The following is a 15,682-nucleotide window of genomic DNA, read 5'->3' on the forward strand; positions in this document are numbered from 1 at the left end:
CCAGGCCAATGGGATGTCAGACAAACAATCAGATGCTACGCTGATTGACACGCTTGGCAAGTTCTTCTGCAGTTTCCTTGCGTTCGCTGTACCTGTCCACAAGATACGGTGCGACATCGCGTGTCAGCAGAGTGAACTTCATCAACTCTTCCATGACATCAACCACGCGGTCATAGTAAGACGATGGTTTCATGCGACCAGCTTCATCAAATTCCAGAAATGCTTTTGCTACCGATGATTGATTCGGTATCGTGATCATGCGCATCCAGCGGCCCAGGATGCGCATTTGATTGACAGCATTAAATGATTGAGAACCACCAGACACCTCCATCACAGCCAGCGTCTTGCCCTGCGTGGGGCGCACGGCACCGATGGACAGGGGTATCCAGTCTATCTGCGCCTTCATGATGCCCGTCATCGCGCCGTGGCGTTCTGGCGAAGTCCAGACCATGCCTTCAGCCCATAGTACCAGTTCACGCAGTTCCTGTACCTTTGGATGGCTGTCCGGCACTTCATCCGGCAAAGGCAAGCCATGCGGATCAAAGACACGGGTTTCGGCCCCCATGGCTTGCAGCAAGCGCATTGCTTCCAGCGTCAGCAATTTGCTGTACGAACGTTCGCGTAAAGAACCGTAAAGGAGCAGGATGCGCGGTGCATGAGTGGCGCGTGCGGGTGCAAACAATTGCTCAGTGTCCGGCAGCTGGAACAAATCCCGGCGCAGGCTGGGTAAGTCATTTGTGGTGAACACGATTGCCCTCCGCATCAATCACTTTCTCGCCATCTTCTTTGGTAAATTCGCCAATTTGTGGTGTCGGTAAAATATCCAGCACAGCTTCGGAAGGGCGGCATAGCTTGGTTCCCATCGCGGTGACAACGACAGGGCGATTCATCAGTACCGGATGGGCGACCATGAAGTTGATGAGTTCATCATCCGTCCACTTGCCATCATCCAGACCCAGCTCTTCATACGGTGTGCCTTTTTTGCGCAAAAGTTCGCGCGCTGTTATGCCCATGGCAGCGATCAGTGCTTGCAGTTTCTCCTTGCCTGGTGGCTGTTTCAGGTATTCAATGACTTCTGGTTCGGTACCGCTATTGCGTATCAGGGCCAGGGTATTGCGGGAAGTTCCGCAATCGGGATTGTGGTAGATGGTGATCGTCATGGATATCTCATTAATTAATGGCTGACAGTGTCTTTCTGCGTTGCCGGATATAGCCAGCAAAATACAAGGGTGGCTGCAGTTGCCCCGAGTATCTGGGCGATGATGAAACCCGGAGCATCGATAGGACGGATGCCAGCAAAAGTATTGCTGGCAGCCCGCGCCAATGTCACGGCAGGGTTGGCAAATGAAGTCGATCCAGTGAACCAGTATGCTGCCGTGATATAGGCAGCAACCGCAAACGGTGTCACCGCAGGGCGGCTGCGTGTACAGGATATGATGACGGCGATCAAGCCAAAGGTCGCCACAAACTCGCTCCACCATTGTGGCGTGCCAGTGCGCACATGTTCCGATGCGAAAAACAAGGGATGTTCAAACATGCCATGTGCGGCAGCGACACCAGAAAAAGCGCCCAGCACTTGCACCAGGATATAAGGCAGCACTTCCTTGCCGGGCATATTCCTTTGGAATGCTTCTGACAGCGTCACAACAGGATTGAAATGTGCTCCCGATATCGTGCCAAACATCAGGATCAGGGCGATCAGGCCAGCACCAGTGGCAAGCGCGTTTGCCAGCAAGGCGATGGCGACATTACCATCAGCCAGGCGCTCTGCCATGATGCCGGAGCCTACCACCACAGCCAGCAGGAATGCCGTGCCCAGGCCTTCAGAAACCAGGCGTCGTGCCATACTCATGATAAGCGGACTCCAACTAGTGTTCCTATATCGTCTAGTGCTTCCTTGAATTTCTGTCGGTCCTGCACCAGTTTTTCCAGCGGTAGTGCCAGGAATGCTTCTATCCTGGAGCGCAAGATGCGGTAAGCAGTCATAAAGGCTGCATCAATTTCTTCATCAGTGCCAGTCGCATGTGCTGGGTCCTCCACGCCCCAGTGCGTGCGCAGGACTGGTCCCAGGTAAGCAGGACATGTTTCGCCCGCAGCGCTGGCGCAGACTGTAATGACGATATCCGGAGTTGCTGGCAGATTGTCCCAGGACTTGCTGACATAACCTTCTGTCGAGATACCTTCGCGTGCCAGCAATGCCAGCGAACGTGGATGTACCTGACCAGTAGGCTTGCTGCCGGCACTCATGGCTTTCCAGCCAGCAGGTGCCAGGTGATTGAAGGTGGCTTCGCCAAGGATGGAGCGGCAAGAATTGCCGGTGCACAGAAATAAAACGTTCATAAGTCGTCTGGATAATGAGGAAAAGGTAAATGCAGGGTGTCTGGTTTATTCAGCATTGGCACATTGCTGCACCTGTACTGGTGAACATGGGTTGCCGCCGCAGCAGTTCTCAGTCAAAAAGCCCAGCATCTGGTTCATCGTGGTGATGTTTGCTGAGTAGATGACAAAACGCCCAGCCTGACGCGATTCCACCAGATTGGCATGCGCCAGTTCTTTCAGATGGAAAGACAGAGAGGACGGCGGCACGCCCAGCTGTTCACTGATCTTACTGGCAGCCATGCCTTCAGGACCAACCTGCACCAGCAAGCGAAACAGAGCCAGTCGCGATTCTTGTGCCAGGGCAGCCAATGCCAGCAATACGTTTTTTGTTTCCATGTTGCTAAATAGACTTTCTGAGAAATTTCTATAATTCCATAATAATCGAATTGTCGAACTAAAGTAAAGTAAAATGAATATGTTTGTTCTTGCTTAATGTTAAGGCAAGCAGTCTCTTTAGACTAAATGATAAGAACCAGCCCCCAATTGAAGGAATGCCATGCTATTTCTCACAGAAACACCCCAGTTCCTATTTTTCACTGGTAAAGGTGGAGTTGGCAAAACGTCCATGGCCTGTGCCAGTGCCATTAAACTGGCCGATGCCGGGAGGCGGGTATTGATCGTTAGTACTGATCCGGCTTCAAATGTGGGACAAGTATTTGGCGTTAGTATTGGTAATGTCATAACAGCTATACCTGATGTCGTGAATCTGTCCGCGCTGGAGATTGATCCCCAGGCAGCAGCGCAAATCTATCGCAATCGCATAGTCGGGCCTGCTCGCGGGCACGTCTCTGATGTAGTGCTAAAAAGTATGGAAGAGCAGTTGTCCGGCGCATGCACGACCGAGATTGCAGCCTTTGATGAATTTACTGATCTGTTGACCAATCCCGCCATACTCAACGACTTTGATCACATCATCTTTGATACTGCGCCAACAGGCCACACTATACGCATGCTGCAACTGCCTGGAGCATGGTCAGGCTTTCTGGAAGAAGGTAAAGGCGATGCATCCTGTCTTGGCCCACTGGCAGGATTAGAAAAGCAACGCGAGCAATATCATGCCGCTGTTGATGCACTTTCTGACCCGCAACGCACCCGCATGGTGTTGGTTGCACGCGCCCAAAGCGCTACCCTGCGGGAAGCAGCTCGCACTCATGAAGAGCTGGCAGATATAGGTTTCAAACACCAGTATCTCGTCATCAATGGCGTACTGCCTGAAAGCGAAGTCGCAGGTGACATTCTTGCCGCAGCAGTCTGGAAGCGCGAACAGGCAGCCTTGACTGCCATGCCAGCCATACTGTGTGACGCACCTACTGACTATGTACCATTGCAAGCATTCAACCTTGTAGGCCTGGACGCGCTGCGTGCATTGCTGGCACCAGAAAGCCTGGTACGCAAGCATGAAAATTCACTTCCCGTGGAAATACCAGCCGTACCTGGTTTGTCTAATCTGATAGGCAGTCTGGTCGGCAGTGGCCATGGCCTGATCATGACCATGGGCAAAGGCGGTGTCGGTAAAACTACTGTCGCCGCCGCTATTGCGATAGAGCTGGCTAGTCGTGGCTACCCGGTACATTTGACCACCTCTGATCCTGCTGCACATTTGATTGAAACATTGGATGGCACAATGGAGAATTTGACGGTCAGCCGTATAGATCCGCAGGTTGAGATCGAGCGTTACCGTGCGCAAGTCATGAAAAGCAAGGGCAAGGAACTGGATGAGCAAGGTCGCGCTTTGCTGCAAGAAGATTTGCGTTCACCTTGTACCGAAGAGATTGCCGTGTTCCAGGCCTTTTCACGCATTATCCGTGAAGCAGGCAGGAAATTTGTCGTCATGGATACTGCACCGACTGGCCACACCTTGCTCTTGCTCGACGCGACAGGCGCCTATCATCGGGACATTGAGAGGCAGATGGCCAATACCAGCGTCCATTTCACCACCCCCATGATGCAACTACAAGACCCGAACCAGACGAAGGTCGTCATCGTCACCCTTGCTGAGACCACTCCTGTGCTCGAAGCAGCAGGTTTGCAAGAAGACTTGCGCCGCGCGGGTATAGAGCCGTGGGCCTGGATCATCAATAACAGCTTGGCGATGGCAAATCCAAGCTCAAGTCTATTGCGTCAAAGGGCACGCAATGAGCTGGTGCAAATCAATGACGTTGCAAGCAAATATGCATCACGGTGGGCAGTTATCCCCTTGCAAGCTGAAGAACCAGTTGGCCTGGAGAAATTGAAGAGTCTATTGCGCGCCAAGAATTAATGGGGGGCATGAAGGAAGGCGGCATTTTCATCAATTTGAACAAGAGGGCGGCCTTGTTTGGTTAGCCGTGCCGAACGCTCTCTGCTTATTCTTTTGTGAGGCATGATAAAGCGAGGGATGGTTTTTGGGATGACACCTTCAAGTTTCCTCGCCCAGGCTGGAAAGCTTCAACGCAGAGCGTTCCTGTACTTCTGGCAGGTAAGCCTCACGTCGATACTGAGCAGCACGCAACAAGCCCGGCTACACCTTATTTTCACTCCTTTGTTTTGCTTCCATAGCAAAAATCGCGCACTTGATGCATTGCGCATTTCCCCGCGCTCTTGTCTATATATACCAAGGTCTAATTGCGTATTTAACACAAGTGTTTACAGTAACAATAGTTCCATGTGGCAAATTTCCTTACAGATCAATTGGCAAATAATCCTTAGATGCCTTAGGCAGAAGATGCTGGTGCAAATTGACCTGGCAGCAAATTGAATTGTGAAAACTCTTGGTGGAGCAATGCTTCCTGAGAGGTGATCCCGCTGTAGTTGCTGGTTCAAGCAAGGGAAAGCATCAGATGCTTGAGGCATTTTCTTGGTTTGTAGAACGGGCACAGAACGATACTGGGAGCCTGATTTTTAAATGCTCGCTCCCACGCACTGCTCTTCAATGAATGACAACTGAATGGAGTAAAAAATGGCATCAATTCCATACGTCACAAGACTGCTCTCAATTTTTAAATTTATATTTTGCTTCATGTACTTGATGAATCTGCCAGCGCAGGCAGCGAGTAATTCAACAACAGAGGGAGTCGTCAAGCTTGGTAGCACACTGCAGGCAAGCGGCACCAACCTACCTTATTCAAGCAACGCACAGATTCACACAGTGCCAAGCAGTGCGGTGAGAAACCATACCGTGAAAGCGCAAGCTGGGAATTCGTCAGTGCCACGGCACATTATTTCCACATATGACGGCAATGCAGTTAAATCGAGGTCTAACTCATCTTGTGTTGCAGGTCCTGTGTCTGACTTCATTGCTGAACTACCGCTATCTTCAGGGAAAATTTATCCTGAAGATTGCGCCTATTCCGGTACCAACCCCCCAGTCTTGCAATGGCCAGTGGGCTACCGTGACGTTGATACTAGTCTCCCTGCCCCCTGGAGCGTCACGATCAGCAAGGAGGGGAAACCATATTTGTCAGGTGGCAGCAAATTTCCACATTTTCAAATTCCTTCTTCATTGCCTATTGGCGACTATGAATGGTCCGTCAGCTTCAAGCTAAAGAACGGAAGTACTGTCAAAAGCGGTGTCCGCCACTTTTCTATCAATGAGAATGCCGCCCCCATCCCGGTGGTGACGCCAGGCATGATGGCGGAAGCAGCAAAACTGAGAGCTCGTCCACGCAGCTTACCCAAAGGGATGACGCGCGAAAGTTTGCTTGCAAACTTGCAGTCCTATGCAAGTTCACCCTTTGCAAATTTGCGTAAACAGGCATCCACAATCGCCAGCTCACCCATAACAACTGAACCTCGGAAAAGAACCAGAGCTGAATTTCAAACTGACCTGGAATACTCACAATGGATCAGTTCATTGAATGCGACCACAACGCAATTTGGAAAAGAATTTGCACAACTGGCTTATGTCGCCGCCTTGACCAATGATACAGAAACAAAAAGAGCCGGTATTGCACGATTACTCGAATTGGCGCGCTGGGATGCAGTCAACGGCACCACCAACTATACCTTTCAGGATCAAGCGGCGCGGCAAGTGCTGCAGACGCTTGCCAGAGGCTATGATTACTTTTATGACGATCTGACGCCAGCCCAGCGCGACATGATTAGTAAGGTAATCGGCGTCAGGTATGCACAAATGGCAAATCTGATTAATGATATTCATAAAAATAAAATGAATTCACACGGTGTCACCAATGTCAGTTTTCTCGTCAACGTTTTGATACTGCTGGCTGGTGACAGTAATTTCCCGTTTGCTGAAAATGCCCTGATGGATGTCTATGACAGTTTCCTGGCGATCAGCACCGCTTTGGGGGGAGATGACGGCGCTTTTATTAACGGGAACGGCTATGGTTGGTATGTGGCGACTTTGCTGGATACCTTGGTGACGATCAAAACAGTAACCGGTCATGATTTAAGCAGTATTCCCTACTATGCAAAATATGTGGATTATCTGATGGCATTTACAGCGCCCTTATACAAAGAATTGATGGTGCCTTTTGGTAACGACCACACCTACAACTATATGTATTTTGGTTATTCACATGACACTTTGCAGCCGTATGCCTTATTTACCAAAAATGGTGTACACCAATGGTATTTCCAGGCAAATCCAGGTAATCTGACAAATCAAATTATCCGGCCCATCACTTATTTTAGTTTGATCAGCATGGGCTCCACTCCGGTTGCCGCTGTACCGCCTGCACAACATAGCTGGTTTTTCCCGGAGGCAGGGTTGGCCTCCCTGACCAGCAATGGCGTTGATGCGCAAAGATCCAGCATCGCTTTCAGGTCAAGCAAGTCGGGCGCCTATAGCCATTCCTATGCGGATCAAAATAGTTTTACCCTGGTCTCCAAAGGCAAGGATATGTTGATCAGCAGTGGATACTATTTTCAGTACGGGTCTGCACATCATCTTTTTACTAAATCTACCCGTTCACATAATGCACTGACTTTTGATGGCGGCATTGGGCAATCTGAGTCTGCTTCAAGTGCAATACCTGCGCGCCCCACCACACCTTTCGATAGCACTGAGGCATCTGGAGAGTTGTATAACGCGATAGACGTGAATAATATTGCCATTGTGACCGGTGATGCGAGTAAAGCGTACAGACAGCGCGTATCTACGACACCCCAATCTACGTGGAGGCCTTTGCTTAGCAATGCCGTGCGCTCTATTGCCTATTTCAGAAACGAGCAAATCACCGTAATTTATGATTGGGCGACCAGCGCTACGGCCCGCACCTGGGAACTGAACTTCCATGCACTTTCGGCGTTTCAGTTCGATACGCCAGGCATGGCAAGGCTGAACAATGGAGGATCATCGATTTGCATCACTCATCATAATTTCCCATCCACCATGCGTATGACAGATCAGTTTGAAGTGCCGCCTGATAAAACAGCGCCGTCTCAGTATCACTTGCGATCTACCGCAAATGCGGCATCGCAAGAACTGGCTGCCATTACGGTCATTAAGGAAAATTGCTCAGCCCAGACAGCGGAAGTGACTGTGCACGGTACAAAAGCACAAGTGATGATTGGGGTGAAAGGCGTGGAATTTGACAAGAAACTTGTCAGTATTCTGGCAAGGTAAATCTCGCCTGAAAAGCACCATATTGTCCCCGGCGCTCTGTCTGCGGTAGAAAATGCAAACAGAGCGTTTTAGGTCAAGCAGATGACCGCATGTATTAGTTGAGCACCATCTGCACTACAATCAGGCGACCACCATCCTGTTTTGACATGAGCAATTGTTTGCCATCTTCCAGCGCCACTTTGCCACCTATCGGTATCGGTGTTTTAGTGGCTACCTCGGTCAGATCTGGCATGCCTTCATTAACCAGATACCATATCTCGCTGTGATAGACGAAGTAGCCAACCCGTTTCTTCTGCTCATCAGTCAAGCGTTCATTGGGAACGATATTGCGATTGATATGCCATTGGAACAGAGATTGATTGGTGTACACCATCAGGCGATGGTTATCAGGACGGAAGTTGGCATCCTTGCGCGATGAATACAAGTTCAGTACAGGCAACGGGCCTGAAAACGGCGTTTTGCAGAAAGGGCAAACGGCCTTTGTCTTATTGTCGAAGATGTACCATTTTTGTTCGCAAGCCTTGTTGCTGCATGGCTGTAGCAAATCGATGGATTTGACCAAGGCATTTTCCCATTCATCTGCCGTAGGGCGGGCAGTCGGGTCTTGCAAGCCTTCCGTAAATGCTTTCAGTATCAGCTCGGACAAATAAGGTCCGGTGATCTGATAAGGGATCTTGCTGGTATCTTTCCACGGCAACTCCGCTGGTTTGACATTAGCCAGCTTGATGCGGTTACTGTCATCTGTCGGATGCTCAATGAACAGGGCATTCTTGCCCATCGTCAGTTCTTCATCTTGCTGGGCGTCAGCCGCATGTACCTTGTCACCGCGCAGTGGGTGGCGGAACAAGAGATACATGTAGATGAGTACCGCCAGGGCATGCCGGTCCGTCACGATGGATGGCAATTTGCGGTTGGGGTCGTGTTTGTCCATGTGCGCCGTGGCGACGCATTCCGGGGCAATAAAATCAGGCGTACCCACTACGTCAGGAGGGTATTTCCCGGGCACGACCAGGCCATCGATATCGATCAGGCAGGCGCGTCCGCTGGATGGATCAATCAAGACATTGCGATAGCTCAGGTCGCTATGGGCCAGGCCCGCCGAATGCATGCGCCTTACCGCGCGCGATATCATCAGGCATAGCTTGAGCTGCAGCATCCAGTCGCCCAGTTCACGTGGATCCAGGAACTTGTTGCGATTATTGGCCGAGGCAAACCATTTGCCTTCTTTCTCCTTTCCTTTGATTTGCAACATGTCATTGTTGCGCGAACCAATCTTGAAGAAAAATTCTGGGTCGTAGAAAGGCACGACGACACCGATTTTTCCTTGATACTCAACCATGGCAGTCGGCCAGCAAAATAGTTTTTTCCAGTAATCTCCGCCAACCTGGTTAAAGATACGGTCACGGTAAGTGCCTGTGATGACGGCGACCCGTTCTTTGGTTGCCATATCGGCGTCACCCCGAAAAAAGGCGACAACATAATCCTTGTTCGGTGAAAAATACACATCCTTCATGCCGCCAGATGCTTTGATCTCGTCGATAAATTCAACAGTACTTCCATCAGAGGCTTTAAGGGAAACAATTTTACTCATCAGGCATCCTTAGTAAACAATCGCGATGGTGCGGTCATCATGATTTCCTTGTGACCAGAAGTCCAGCCAATCCAGCAATTTCTGTGCCTTTGCATCCGTTTCATCATCATGCACAATCGCCACAGCGGCATTCATATCCTGCCATAGAGCGTCCCAATCCTTGCTACGCGCCAGACGAGCTTCGGTCTCAAATTTAGGGTCAGAAACGCCATCTGACATCAGTATAAAGGCTGTGACATCGTCAAATACATCAAAACGCAGGCGTTTGCTCAGGGCCTCCGCAGTCACTTCGTCTTTGTCCAAAAAACGTGTCTGGCCTGAAAACTCGCCGCTATCGACTTCGCCCAGCAAGCTGATACCCTTGCTTGAACTGTAGACACCAACAGCGCCATCGCCCACCCAATAGGCAGCGCACAAGGTACCAAAGCTAAATTTCTTGCAGACGGAAATCAGTGCCGTACTGGAAAAATCTTTCAGCTTTGCATCTGCGACGAGACTGACTTCTTCCAGGATTTTGACGACAGAGTGATAGGCTGCATGTGAAACGGTGAGGTACAACTCATTGCGCAGTTCCAGCCGCAATTTTTCAGTTTGTACAGCATCGGTATTTGCGCTGCGCGCGCGCGAATAATTTTCAGCCGCCAAACCAATGGCATCTGGTTTTCCAGCATTCAGGGTGCTTTTGATATGTTGCAAGGCAGTGTCGCAAATAATCTGGGAACCTCGGCGTGAATAACTGCAACTGCCGGCACCATCTGATACGATGGCGATACCCCAGTCAGATTCTGTCAGATACTCAATACTGAAATCATCGTCGCGAAATGAACCCACATGGGCATGTGAGCGGCCGCGCTTGCTGGCTGCGACAAGATTAAGATTTTTTCCCTGGACGAACTTCGCATCCTCGTCGGGCTTCCAGTAAATCGCACCTTTATCGGATGGCTTATTGAGCCACATGGATTTTGGATTGGGTGTCACAGTGATGTTCAAGGTCGCCAGGCGATTTGACTGTTCATTGGTAAACCGATAAGTGATCTGAATCGGGAAATCTCCCTGAACCGCTGGTATGCCGCTCAGTTCTTCCAGTACGTCGTTGTATCTCAAACCCAATTGCTCAGGGACGATGATGTCGAGAATTTGATAATTCTCGGTCTGGGCCTGATCAGGGATTACTTTTGAAGTGTAGGCTTCCTGGCAACGCGCGTTCGATACGACAAAGCGGATATTCTTGTGATCCGAGATGGCGGCGGGTGTTTTCGTCGTGGCGGGAGGGAGAGATGCGGCAGCATCGGTAGCAGGCCCCGGAACAACTTGAGACGGTATTTTCATTGCATCACTTTCTGTATGACGCGCTAAGACCTGGCTTTCAGGCTTGGCTTCTTGAGGCGGTGTTGACTTGGGTGAAGCGGAGGCAAGAGGGGGCAGTTCGCTAAACTCATGTTTCGTGACGACAGGAGGTGCAGGCAAATTCCGTGGGGGAAAAAACCTGGATTCAGTCGCAGGCGGGTTCGCTGATGTGGACCTGGACTTTAGGAATGCATTGAAATCCCTGAGCATGTATCCCTCAAGTTTTTTGACAAAATTCCCAAAGCGCGGATCTCCTATGTAGTGATCAATGTCAGATTTGCTATTGCCATTTTGTTCCAGCAGTATATGCGCATACAGTTCGATGGCAGTGCTTTTTGAGCTCACAAAATCTCCTGGATACTAGCCGCGGGAACGATTGACATCGAACCCATCGCCTTCACAATAGCCAAAATTGCCTTCCTTGTTACAGGCTGGGCAAGTTGCTGAGCCTGGTCCTTTCAGACACATGATCTGGCCACAGGCGCACATTGCAAAACCGATGGGGTTGCCGCAATGCGGGCAGCCTGGACTGCCAATTAATGCATCAGAACTGACGGTGCTGACAAGGGCGCGTTGGTCTGAGTAGTCATAGTAATCTTTTTCCATGGGATAAACCCCGGTCAGATTAAACTGATCGATCTTGAATGCATGCCCTTCGAGCTGCAGCTGATTTTGTATGCGTTCGTACTTGATCAGATAGGGTAGTTTATTGTTTGAGCATTGACCTGTGAGGACGACGATATCTTCATCAACGACCGCCGCATCGACAATGTCACCAATTTTCTTCATGATGGAGTCATCAAGCTTGGCCAGATTGACACCTTCGACATTACTCATGGAGACGCTGCGGCTTTGTGCCACCACAGACATGGTGACCCAGTCGACAAAGCGCTTGAAATCCTCTTCGGAATTGGTATCAAGCTGGAGGACATTTTCAGTCAGCTGGCGCAAGGTGCCCAATGCGGCGTGCTTGCCTATGCCTATCGCGACCAGGGTGACTTTGCTGGCATACTGGGCTTTCCAGCGTTCCAGCGCCTTGCTGGTGTCATCAGTGGGCTTGCCATCGGTCATGAGGTAGACCACAGGTTTCCAGTCGCCCTTTTTTTCGGAAGTGCTTTTGACCACATTGCGGTCTATCTCGTCCATCAGGTGCATCAAGCCAGCACCCAGAGAAGTGCCAGAGCCGACCGGCAGGCGTGGCGGATAGAAAAACACCAGTTCAGTTAAAGGAGTCAGGGTGCGCGGTTTTCCCGCAAAGACGATAGTAGAGAGATAAACGGTTTCCAGTGCGTGAGGATCAGTTCTCAACCTCGTCACCAGGCGTTCCAGGCCTTGTTGCAACTGGCGCAGGTTATCTCCAACCATGGACTCAGAAACGTCGAGCATCAGGAAAATAGGTAGGCGGCGCATCAAAAATCCTTTAAAGAATAATGTTAGAGGACAACCTGAACTTCTGGTGGTGGTGGCGGCAATTCCACGGCTGTGGCTGTACCCATGCTCGTTGTACCCGAAGTGACAGCATCACTGACCCACTGGAAGAAACTGGAAAAACTATTGCTGTCCATGGTGTCCAGGCTGACCACGGTATCCGTCAGTGCCTTGAGCTGATCAGGCACGCTTTTAGGACCGGCGGCGCAGGCAATGATGGTGCCAAAATTTGCCTGTTTCACTCTCGGAATACTTTCATTGAATTGCAAAGTGTCGGAGGGCTTTCCATCCGTCATGATGAACAACAATGGACGCCAGTCACCTTTTGTTTCCTGCGTTGACTTCCTGACTTCGACTGCAACTTTGTCGCAAATGAAATGTAATGCTTCACCCAAAAATGTCGGGCCGGATTCCGGGCAGACGATCTCCGGGATGCGGACATTTTCAAGTGCCGTCATCGGCAGTATTTCTGTAACCTTGCCGTCAAAAGTAATGATGGACAGGTAGACACTCTCCAGCGCAAATGGATTTTGGCGCAATGATGTCAGCATCGCTTGTATGCCGACATTGACGGAGTGTATTGGTTCACCACGCATCGACCCAGAAGTATCAAGGGCAATATAAACAGGTAAGCGGCGTCCGGACATAGTGGTCTTTCAGATTAAGTTGGGTCAAACAGGTAAGGGCGGATGATTTCCATCAAATTATCCGAATCCAGTGGCGTACCTATGGCCTTGAATGACCAGTTGGCCCCTTCTCGTACAAATTCTGCAAAGGTCAGCGCGCTGCGGTTATTGAAAGAACTATCGACGCTAACATCATAGCGGCAGACCTCTTTGTTTTTGGCATCTACCGCGCGGATAAAGGCATTGCTGATCCTGCCAAAATGCTGCTTGCGTTCCCGGCCCTGATAAATGGCAACGATGAAAACGATGCGTTCATAGATGGCGGGTATCTGGTCGAGTTTGACGATAATCTGTTCGTCATCGCCATCACCGTCACCAGTGCGGTTATCGCCTGTAAGCCAGATGGCTCCTGAGGGATGTTTGAGGGAATTGAAAAATATGACGTCACTGCCAGCAATGCTTGGCTGGCCATTTTCATCCTTGCCAAGATGCTGAATATTGCCCTTAGGGCCAAGCAATATCGCTATGGCATCCAGATCAAATTCTTCCGCAGGGCCACTGAACAATTTTCCCAAAAAGCCTTTTTTTTCCTCGGCAACGTCCCAGCCCAGCCCTATAGTCACTTTTGAAAGATCATTTTCTTCCTTGCGCAGGCTGACGCCCTGGCCCTTTTTCAAACTCACTGCCATAGCTACTCCTAAAAAATTGAGAAATTAAAGAACTACATTGACTTCGGGGGGCGGTGGCGGAAGGTCGCTCAAGCCTGTCGTCTCTTTCTTTTGCAAATCAACTTTCTGACTGGTGGTCGCGATAGATGCGCTGACCCATTTGAAGAAGGCCTTGATGGTATTGCTGTCAGCTGTATCAAGTTTGACGACGGAGTCTGTGATTTGCGACAAATGGCTGGTGTTGGCATTTGGGCCAGCAGCACAGGCAATAAATGTCCCAACCTTGGCTTTTTTCAATTCGGCAATGCTATTGGTCATGTCATCGGTGGCTTCACCATCGGTCATCATGAACACGATGGGTTTCCAGTCACCCTTAACTTCAGCACTGGTCACAGCCACTTCCCGGGAAATGCATTCCACCAGTAGACTCAGGGCAGCGCCCATGGCAGTGGTGCCGCTGGCAGTAATGGTCGGGATTTGAAACTGGCTTAACTCTGTCAGCGGTACGACTTGCTGAGCTGCATCTGCGAAAGTTATGACAGACAAATAGGCAGATTCCAGTGCATGCGGATCCTGGCGCAATGCAGCAACCAGGGTTTGAAGACCATTACGCACGGCTTCAATTGGCTCACCATGCATGGAGCCGGAGGAGTCCAGCAATAAATAAACAGGTAATTTTCTCATTTTTTCTTCCTCAGGAAAGTGTAGGGACTTCAGCGCTATTTTACGACTTTATTGCTACAACAAACTGACTGGTAAATTGAGTGCGCTCAGGCGAGCGTTGAGTAAATTAATCTGTGTACCATAATCCATCTTGTAATAATCCAGTTGATTTTCAGGGCAAGGGAACACATCACTTGTTTGATTCGATGGACTTGATTGTATACGCTTGAATTTATGCAAGTGCTGGTCAAGTATCATGACAGAATGCATGACTTCATAGGACCTGCGCGCAAACTGGTTGTTAATCGCATTGGCAAGTGTGTAGAGCTGAATATCGCATTCATCTGAAATTTTTTCAAATAACGGGTATTGTGCATCAGCAAACAAGGCCAGTGACGACATGACATGTTTCATTTTGCTCTTGATGGGCTTGGGGGGCTGCATGACTGTATGGTACAAACCCTGAAATTCTTCGATAGATATTGCTTCGGTGAATTTGTTGAATTGTTGCTGATAATCAGCAATTTCCTTGCTTTCCAGAAATGGCAAGCAAATAGTGTTGACCAGGCGCTGACAAGTACGGCTATCCAGTCTGAGTGGGATGACTGCAGCTTTTTGCAATGTCTTGATGATTGCAGGGTCAGGCGGCACAATAATACGCTTTGTATGCCCTGAAGCAATCAATCTGTCCAGCGTAGCTTGCAGCGTCGGCGGCTTGATATCTGACTGCATTTCATACAGTGATAGTTCTGCCGTATTGACCCATATGCTGCGCGCATGCTTTAGCAGGTGCGGTGTCCAGAGTAGTACCAGCTCAGGGGGGATGACCAGGCTCTTGCTCTTGCGGTGATGCTGGGCTTCGTTGAAAATATTTCGTATCGTTTTTTCGTCAAGACGGTATTGCCTCGAAATGGCAGTAAACGACATCTGCAACGCCAGATTTCCTATATGCTCAATAAATCTTTCAGTAGCGCGGTGATGCTCGGAAATGTGGCGGATACTTTCATTGAACGTGCTTAAGCATTGCTGGCAACGAAATCTGCGCCGTTTTATATTCAGAAACACCACGCGGGCACCAAGATTGACATCACGGATTTTGATATTGAGCCGTCCGTAGCCGGTCACTCTGGTAGATGTACAACGCGGGCAAGCACCAGGGGTATTGGATGTTTCCAGTCCTATGGTGATTTCATCCTGATTTGCCTCTTCAATATGTAGCAACTCCATACCTGGCAAAGGCATTAACCATTGATGACGTCGTTTATTCATGTTGACATCCTAGCACTTATTATCTGACTCCACAATTACGGAATAATTTGTGTATCAGAAAAATTTTTCCTCTATAGTGTACCTGTCTGCATATCAATAAATGCCTGATTTATAGCGTGACGTAATGATTCTCTTGATCAATACG

At 49.7% G+C, this 15,682-nt stretch carries 14 protein-coding genes; 2 read left to right on the forward strand and 12 right to left on the reverse strand.

The window, feature by feature from the left end:
- Positions 1–28 precede the first annotated feature (28 nt).
- From arsH to Q8K39_RS14770, 5 genes are read right to left on the reverse strand one after another with little or no spacing between them, the layout of a single operon-like run.
- Positions 29–763 carry an arsenical resistance protein ArsH gene (gene arsH, locus Q8K39_RS14750; RefSeq protein WP_305261290.1) on the reverse strand — a complete coding sequence of 245 codons (735 nt, stop codon included), beginning with the start codon at positions 761–763 and terminating at the stop codon, positions 29–31.
- A complete protein-coding gene (arsC, locus tag Q8K39_RS14755; protein ID WP_305261292.1) occupies positions 732–1,160 on the reverse strand; it encodes an arsenate reductase (glutaredoxin) in 429 nt (142 codons plus the stop codon). Before arsC ends, arsH begins: the two co-directional genes overlap by 32 nt.
- A 14-nt stretch (positions 1,161–1,174) precedes the next feature.
- Positions 1,175–1,852 carry an MIP/aquaporin family protein gene (locus Q8K39_RS14760; RefSeq protein ID WP_305261293.1) on the reverse strand — a complete coding sequence of 226 codons (678 nt, stop codon included), beginning with the start codon at positions 1,850–1,852 and terminating at the stop codon, positions 1,175–1,177.
- The gene (locus Q8K39_RS14765; RefSeq protein WP_305261295.1) at positions 1,849–2,340 is read right to left on the reverse strand and encodes an arsenate reductase ArsC; all 492 of its coding nucleotides are present in this window, start codon (positions 2,338–2,340) and stop codon (positions 1,849–1,851) included. The genes Q8K39_RS14760 and Q8K39_RS14765 overlap by 4 nt, the downstream gene beginning before the upstream one ends.
- Before the next feature lie 45 nt (positions 2,341–2,385).
- Complete coding sequence (locus Q8K39_RS14770) at positions 2,386–2,715, reverse strand: helix-turn-helix transcriptional regulator (RefSeq protein ID WP_305261297.1); 330 nt, start codon at positions 2,713–2,715, stop codon at positions 2,386–2,388.
- 160 nt (positions 2,716–2,875) lie between these two features.
- On the opposite strand from Q8K39_RS14770, the gene arsA reads away from it, so the two are divergent.
- Positions 2,876–4,639 (forward strand): arsenical pump-driving ATPase, encoded by a 1,764-nt coding sequence (gene arsA, locus Q8K39_RS14775; RefSeq protein WP_305261299.1) that lies wholly within the window; start codon positions 2,876–2,878, stop codon positions 4,637–4,639.
- Positions 4,640–5,641: 1,002 nt separating this feature from the next.
- The gene (locus Q8K39_RS14780) at positions 5,642–7,945 is read left to right on the forward strand and encodes a DUF4962 domain-containing protein (protein ID WP_305261301.1); all 2,304 of its coding nucleotides are present in this window, start codon (positions 5,642–5,644) and stop codon (positions 7,943–7,945) included.
- Positions 7,946–8,039: 94 nt separating this feature from the next.
- On the opposite strand, the gene Q8K39_RS14785 is transcribed toward Q8K39_RS14780, so the two are convergent.
- From Q8K39_RS14785 to Q8K39_RS14815, 7 genes are read right to left on the reverse strand one after another with little or no spacing between them, the layout of a single operon-like run.
- On the reverse strand, positions 8,040–9,536 hold the full coding sequence (locus Q8K39_RS14785) for a helix-hairpin-helix domain-containing protein (protein WP_305261302.1): 1,497 nt from the start codon (positions 9,534–9,536) through the stop codon (positions 8,040–8,042).
- A gap of 9 nt (positions 9,537–9,545) precedes the next feature.
- Complete coding sequence (locus tag Q8K39_RS14790; RefSeq protein ID WP_305261303.1) at positions 9,546–11,228, reverse strand: PP2C family serine/threonine-protein phosphatase; 1,683 nt, start codon at positions 11,226–11,228, stop codon at positions 9,546–9,548.
- Positions 11,229–11,243: 15 nt separating this feature from the next.
- A complete protein-coding gene (locus Q8K39_RS14795; RefSeq protein WP_305261305.1) occupies positions 11,244–12,293 on the reverse strand; it encodes a TerY-C metal binding domain-containing protein in 1,050 nt (349 codons plus the stop codon).
- A gap of 23 nt (positions 12,294–12,316) precedes the next feature.
- Entirely contained in the window at positions 12,317–12,958 is a 642-nt protein-coding gene (locus tag Q8K39_RS14800) for a VWA domain-containing protein (protein WP_186953242.1), read from the reverse strand.
- Between the two features lie 14 nt (positions 12,959–12,972).
- A complete protein-coding gene (locus tag Q8K39_RS14805; protein ID WP_186953243.1) occupies positions 12,973–13,626 on the reverse strand; it encodes a TerD family protein in 654 nt (217 codons plus the stop codon).
- A 24-nt stretch (positions 13,627–13,650) separates the two neighbouring features.
- A complete protein-coding gene (locus Q8K39_RS14810) occupies positions 13,651–14,289 on the reverse strand; it encodes a VWA domain-containing protein (protein WP_305261310.1) in 639 nt (212 codons plus the stop codon).
- Between the two features lie 54 nt (positions 14,290–14,343).
- Entirely contained in the window at positions 14,344–15,537 is a 1,194-nt protein-coding gene (locus Q8K39_RS14815; protein WP_305261312.1) for a helix-turn-helix domain-containing protein, read from the reverse strand.
- Between the last annotated feature and the right edge of the window lie 145 nt (positions 15,538–15,682).

It is taken from the genome of Undibacterium sp., from assembly GCF_030683615.1.
In the GTDB taxonomy this organism is placed as follows: Bacteria; Pseudomonadota; Gammaproteobacteria; order Burkholderiales; family Burkholderiaceae_D; genus Undibacterium; species Undibacterium umbellatum.

Coding starts and splice junctions, on each gene's coding strand:
- arsA (WP_305261299.1), top strand. CDS start 2,876: ATGCTATTTCTCACAGAAACACCCCAGTTCCTATTTTTCACTGGTAAA.
- Q8K39_RS14810 (WP_305261310.1), bottom strand. CDS start 14,289: ATGAGAAAATTACCTGTTTATTTATTGCTGGACTCCTCCGGCTCCATG.
- Q8K39_RS14815 (WP_305261312.1), bottom strand. CDS start 15,537: ATGAATAAACGACGTCATCAATGGTTAATGCCTTTGCCAGGTATGGAG.
- Q8K39_RS14760 (WP_305261293.1), bottom strand. CDS start 1,852: ATGAGTATGGCACGACGCCTGGTTTCTGAAGGCCTGGGCACGGCATTC.
- Q8K39_RS14770 (WP_305261297.1), bottom strand. CDS start 2,715: ATGGAAACAAAAAACGTATTGCTGGCATTGGCTGCCCTGGCACAAGAA.
- Q8K39_RS14805 (WP_186953243.1), bottom strand. CDS start 13,626: ATGGCAGTGAGTTTGAAAAAGGGCCAGGGCGTCAGCCTGCGCAAGGAA.
- Q8K39_RS14800 (WP_186953242.1), bottom strand. CDS start 12,958: ATGTCCGGACGCCGCTTACCTGTTTATATTGCCCTTGATACTTCTGGG.
- arsH (WP_305261290.1), bottom strand. CDS start 763: ATGCGGAGGGCAATCGTGTTCACCACAAATGACTTACCCAGCCTGCGC.
- arsC (WP_305261292.1), bottom strand. CDS start 1,160: ATGACGATCACCATCTACCACAATCCCGATTGCGGAACTTCCCGCAAT.
- Q8K39_RS14765 (WP_305261295.1), bottom strand. CDS start 2,340: ATGAACGTTTTATTTCTGTGCACCGGCAATTCTTGCCGCTCCATCCTT.
- Q8K39_RS14795 (WP_305261305.1), bottom strand. CDS start 12,293: ATGCGCCGCCTACCTATTTTCCTGATGCTCGACGTTTCTGAGTCCATG.
- Q8K39_RS14785 (WP_305261302.1), bottom strand. CDS start 9,536: ATGAGTAAAATTGTTTCCCTTAAAGCCTCTGATGGAAGTACTGTTGAA.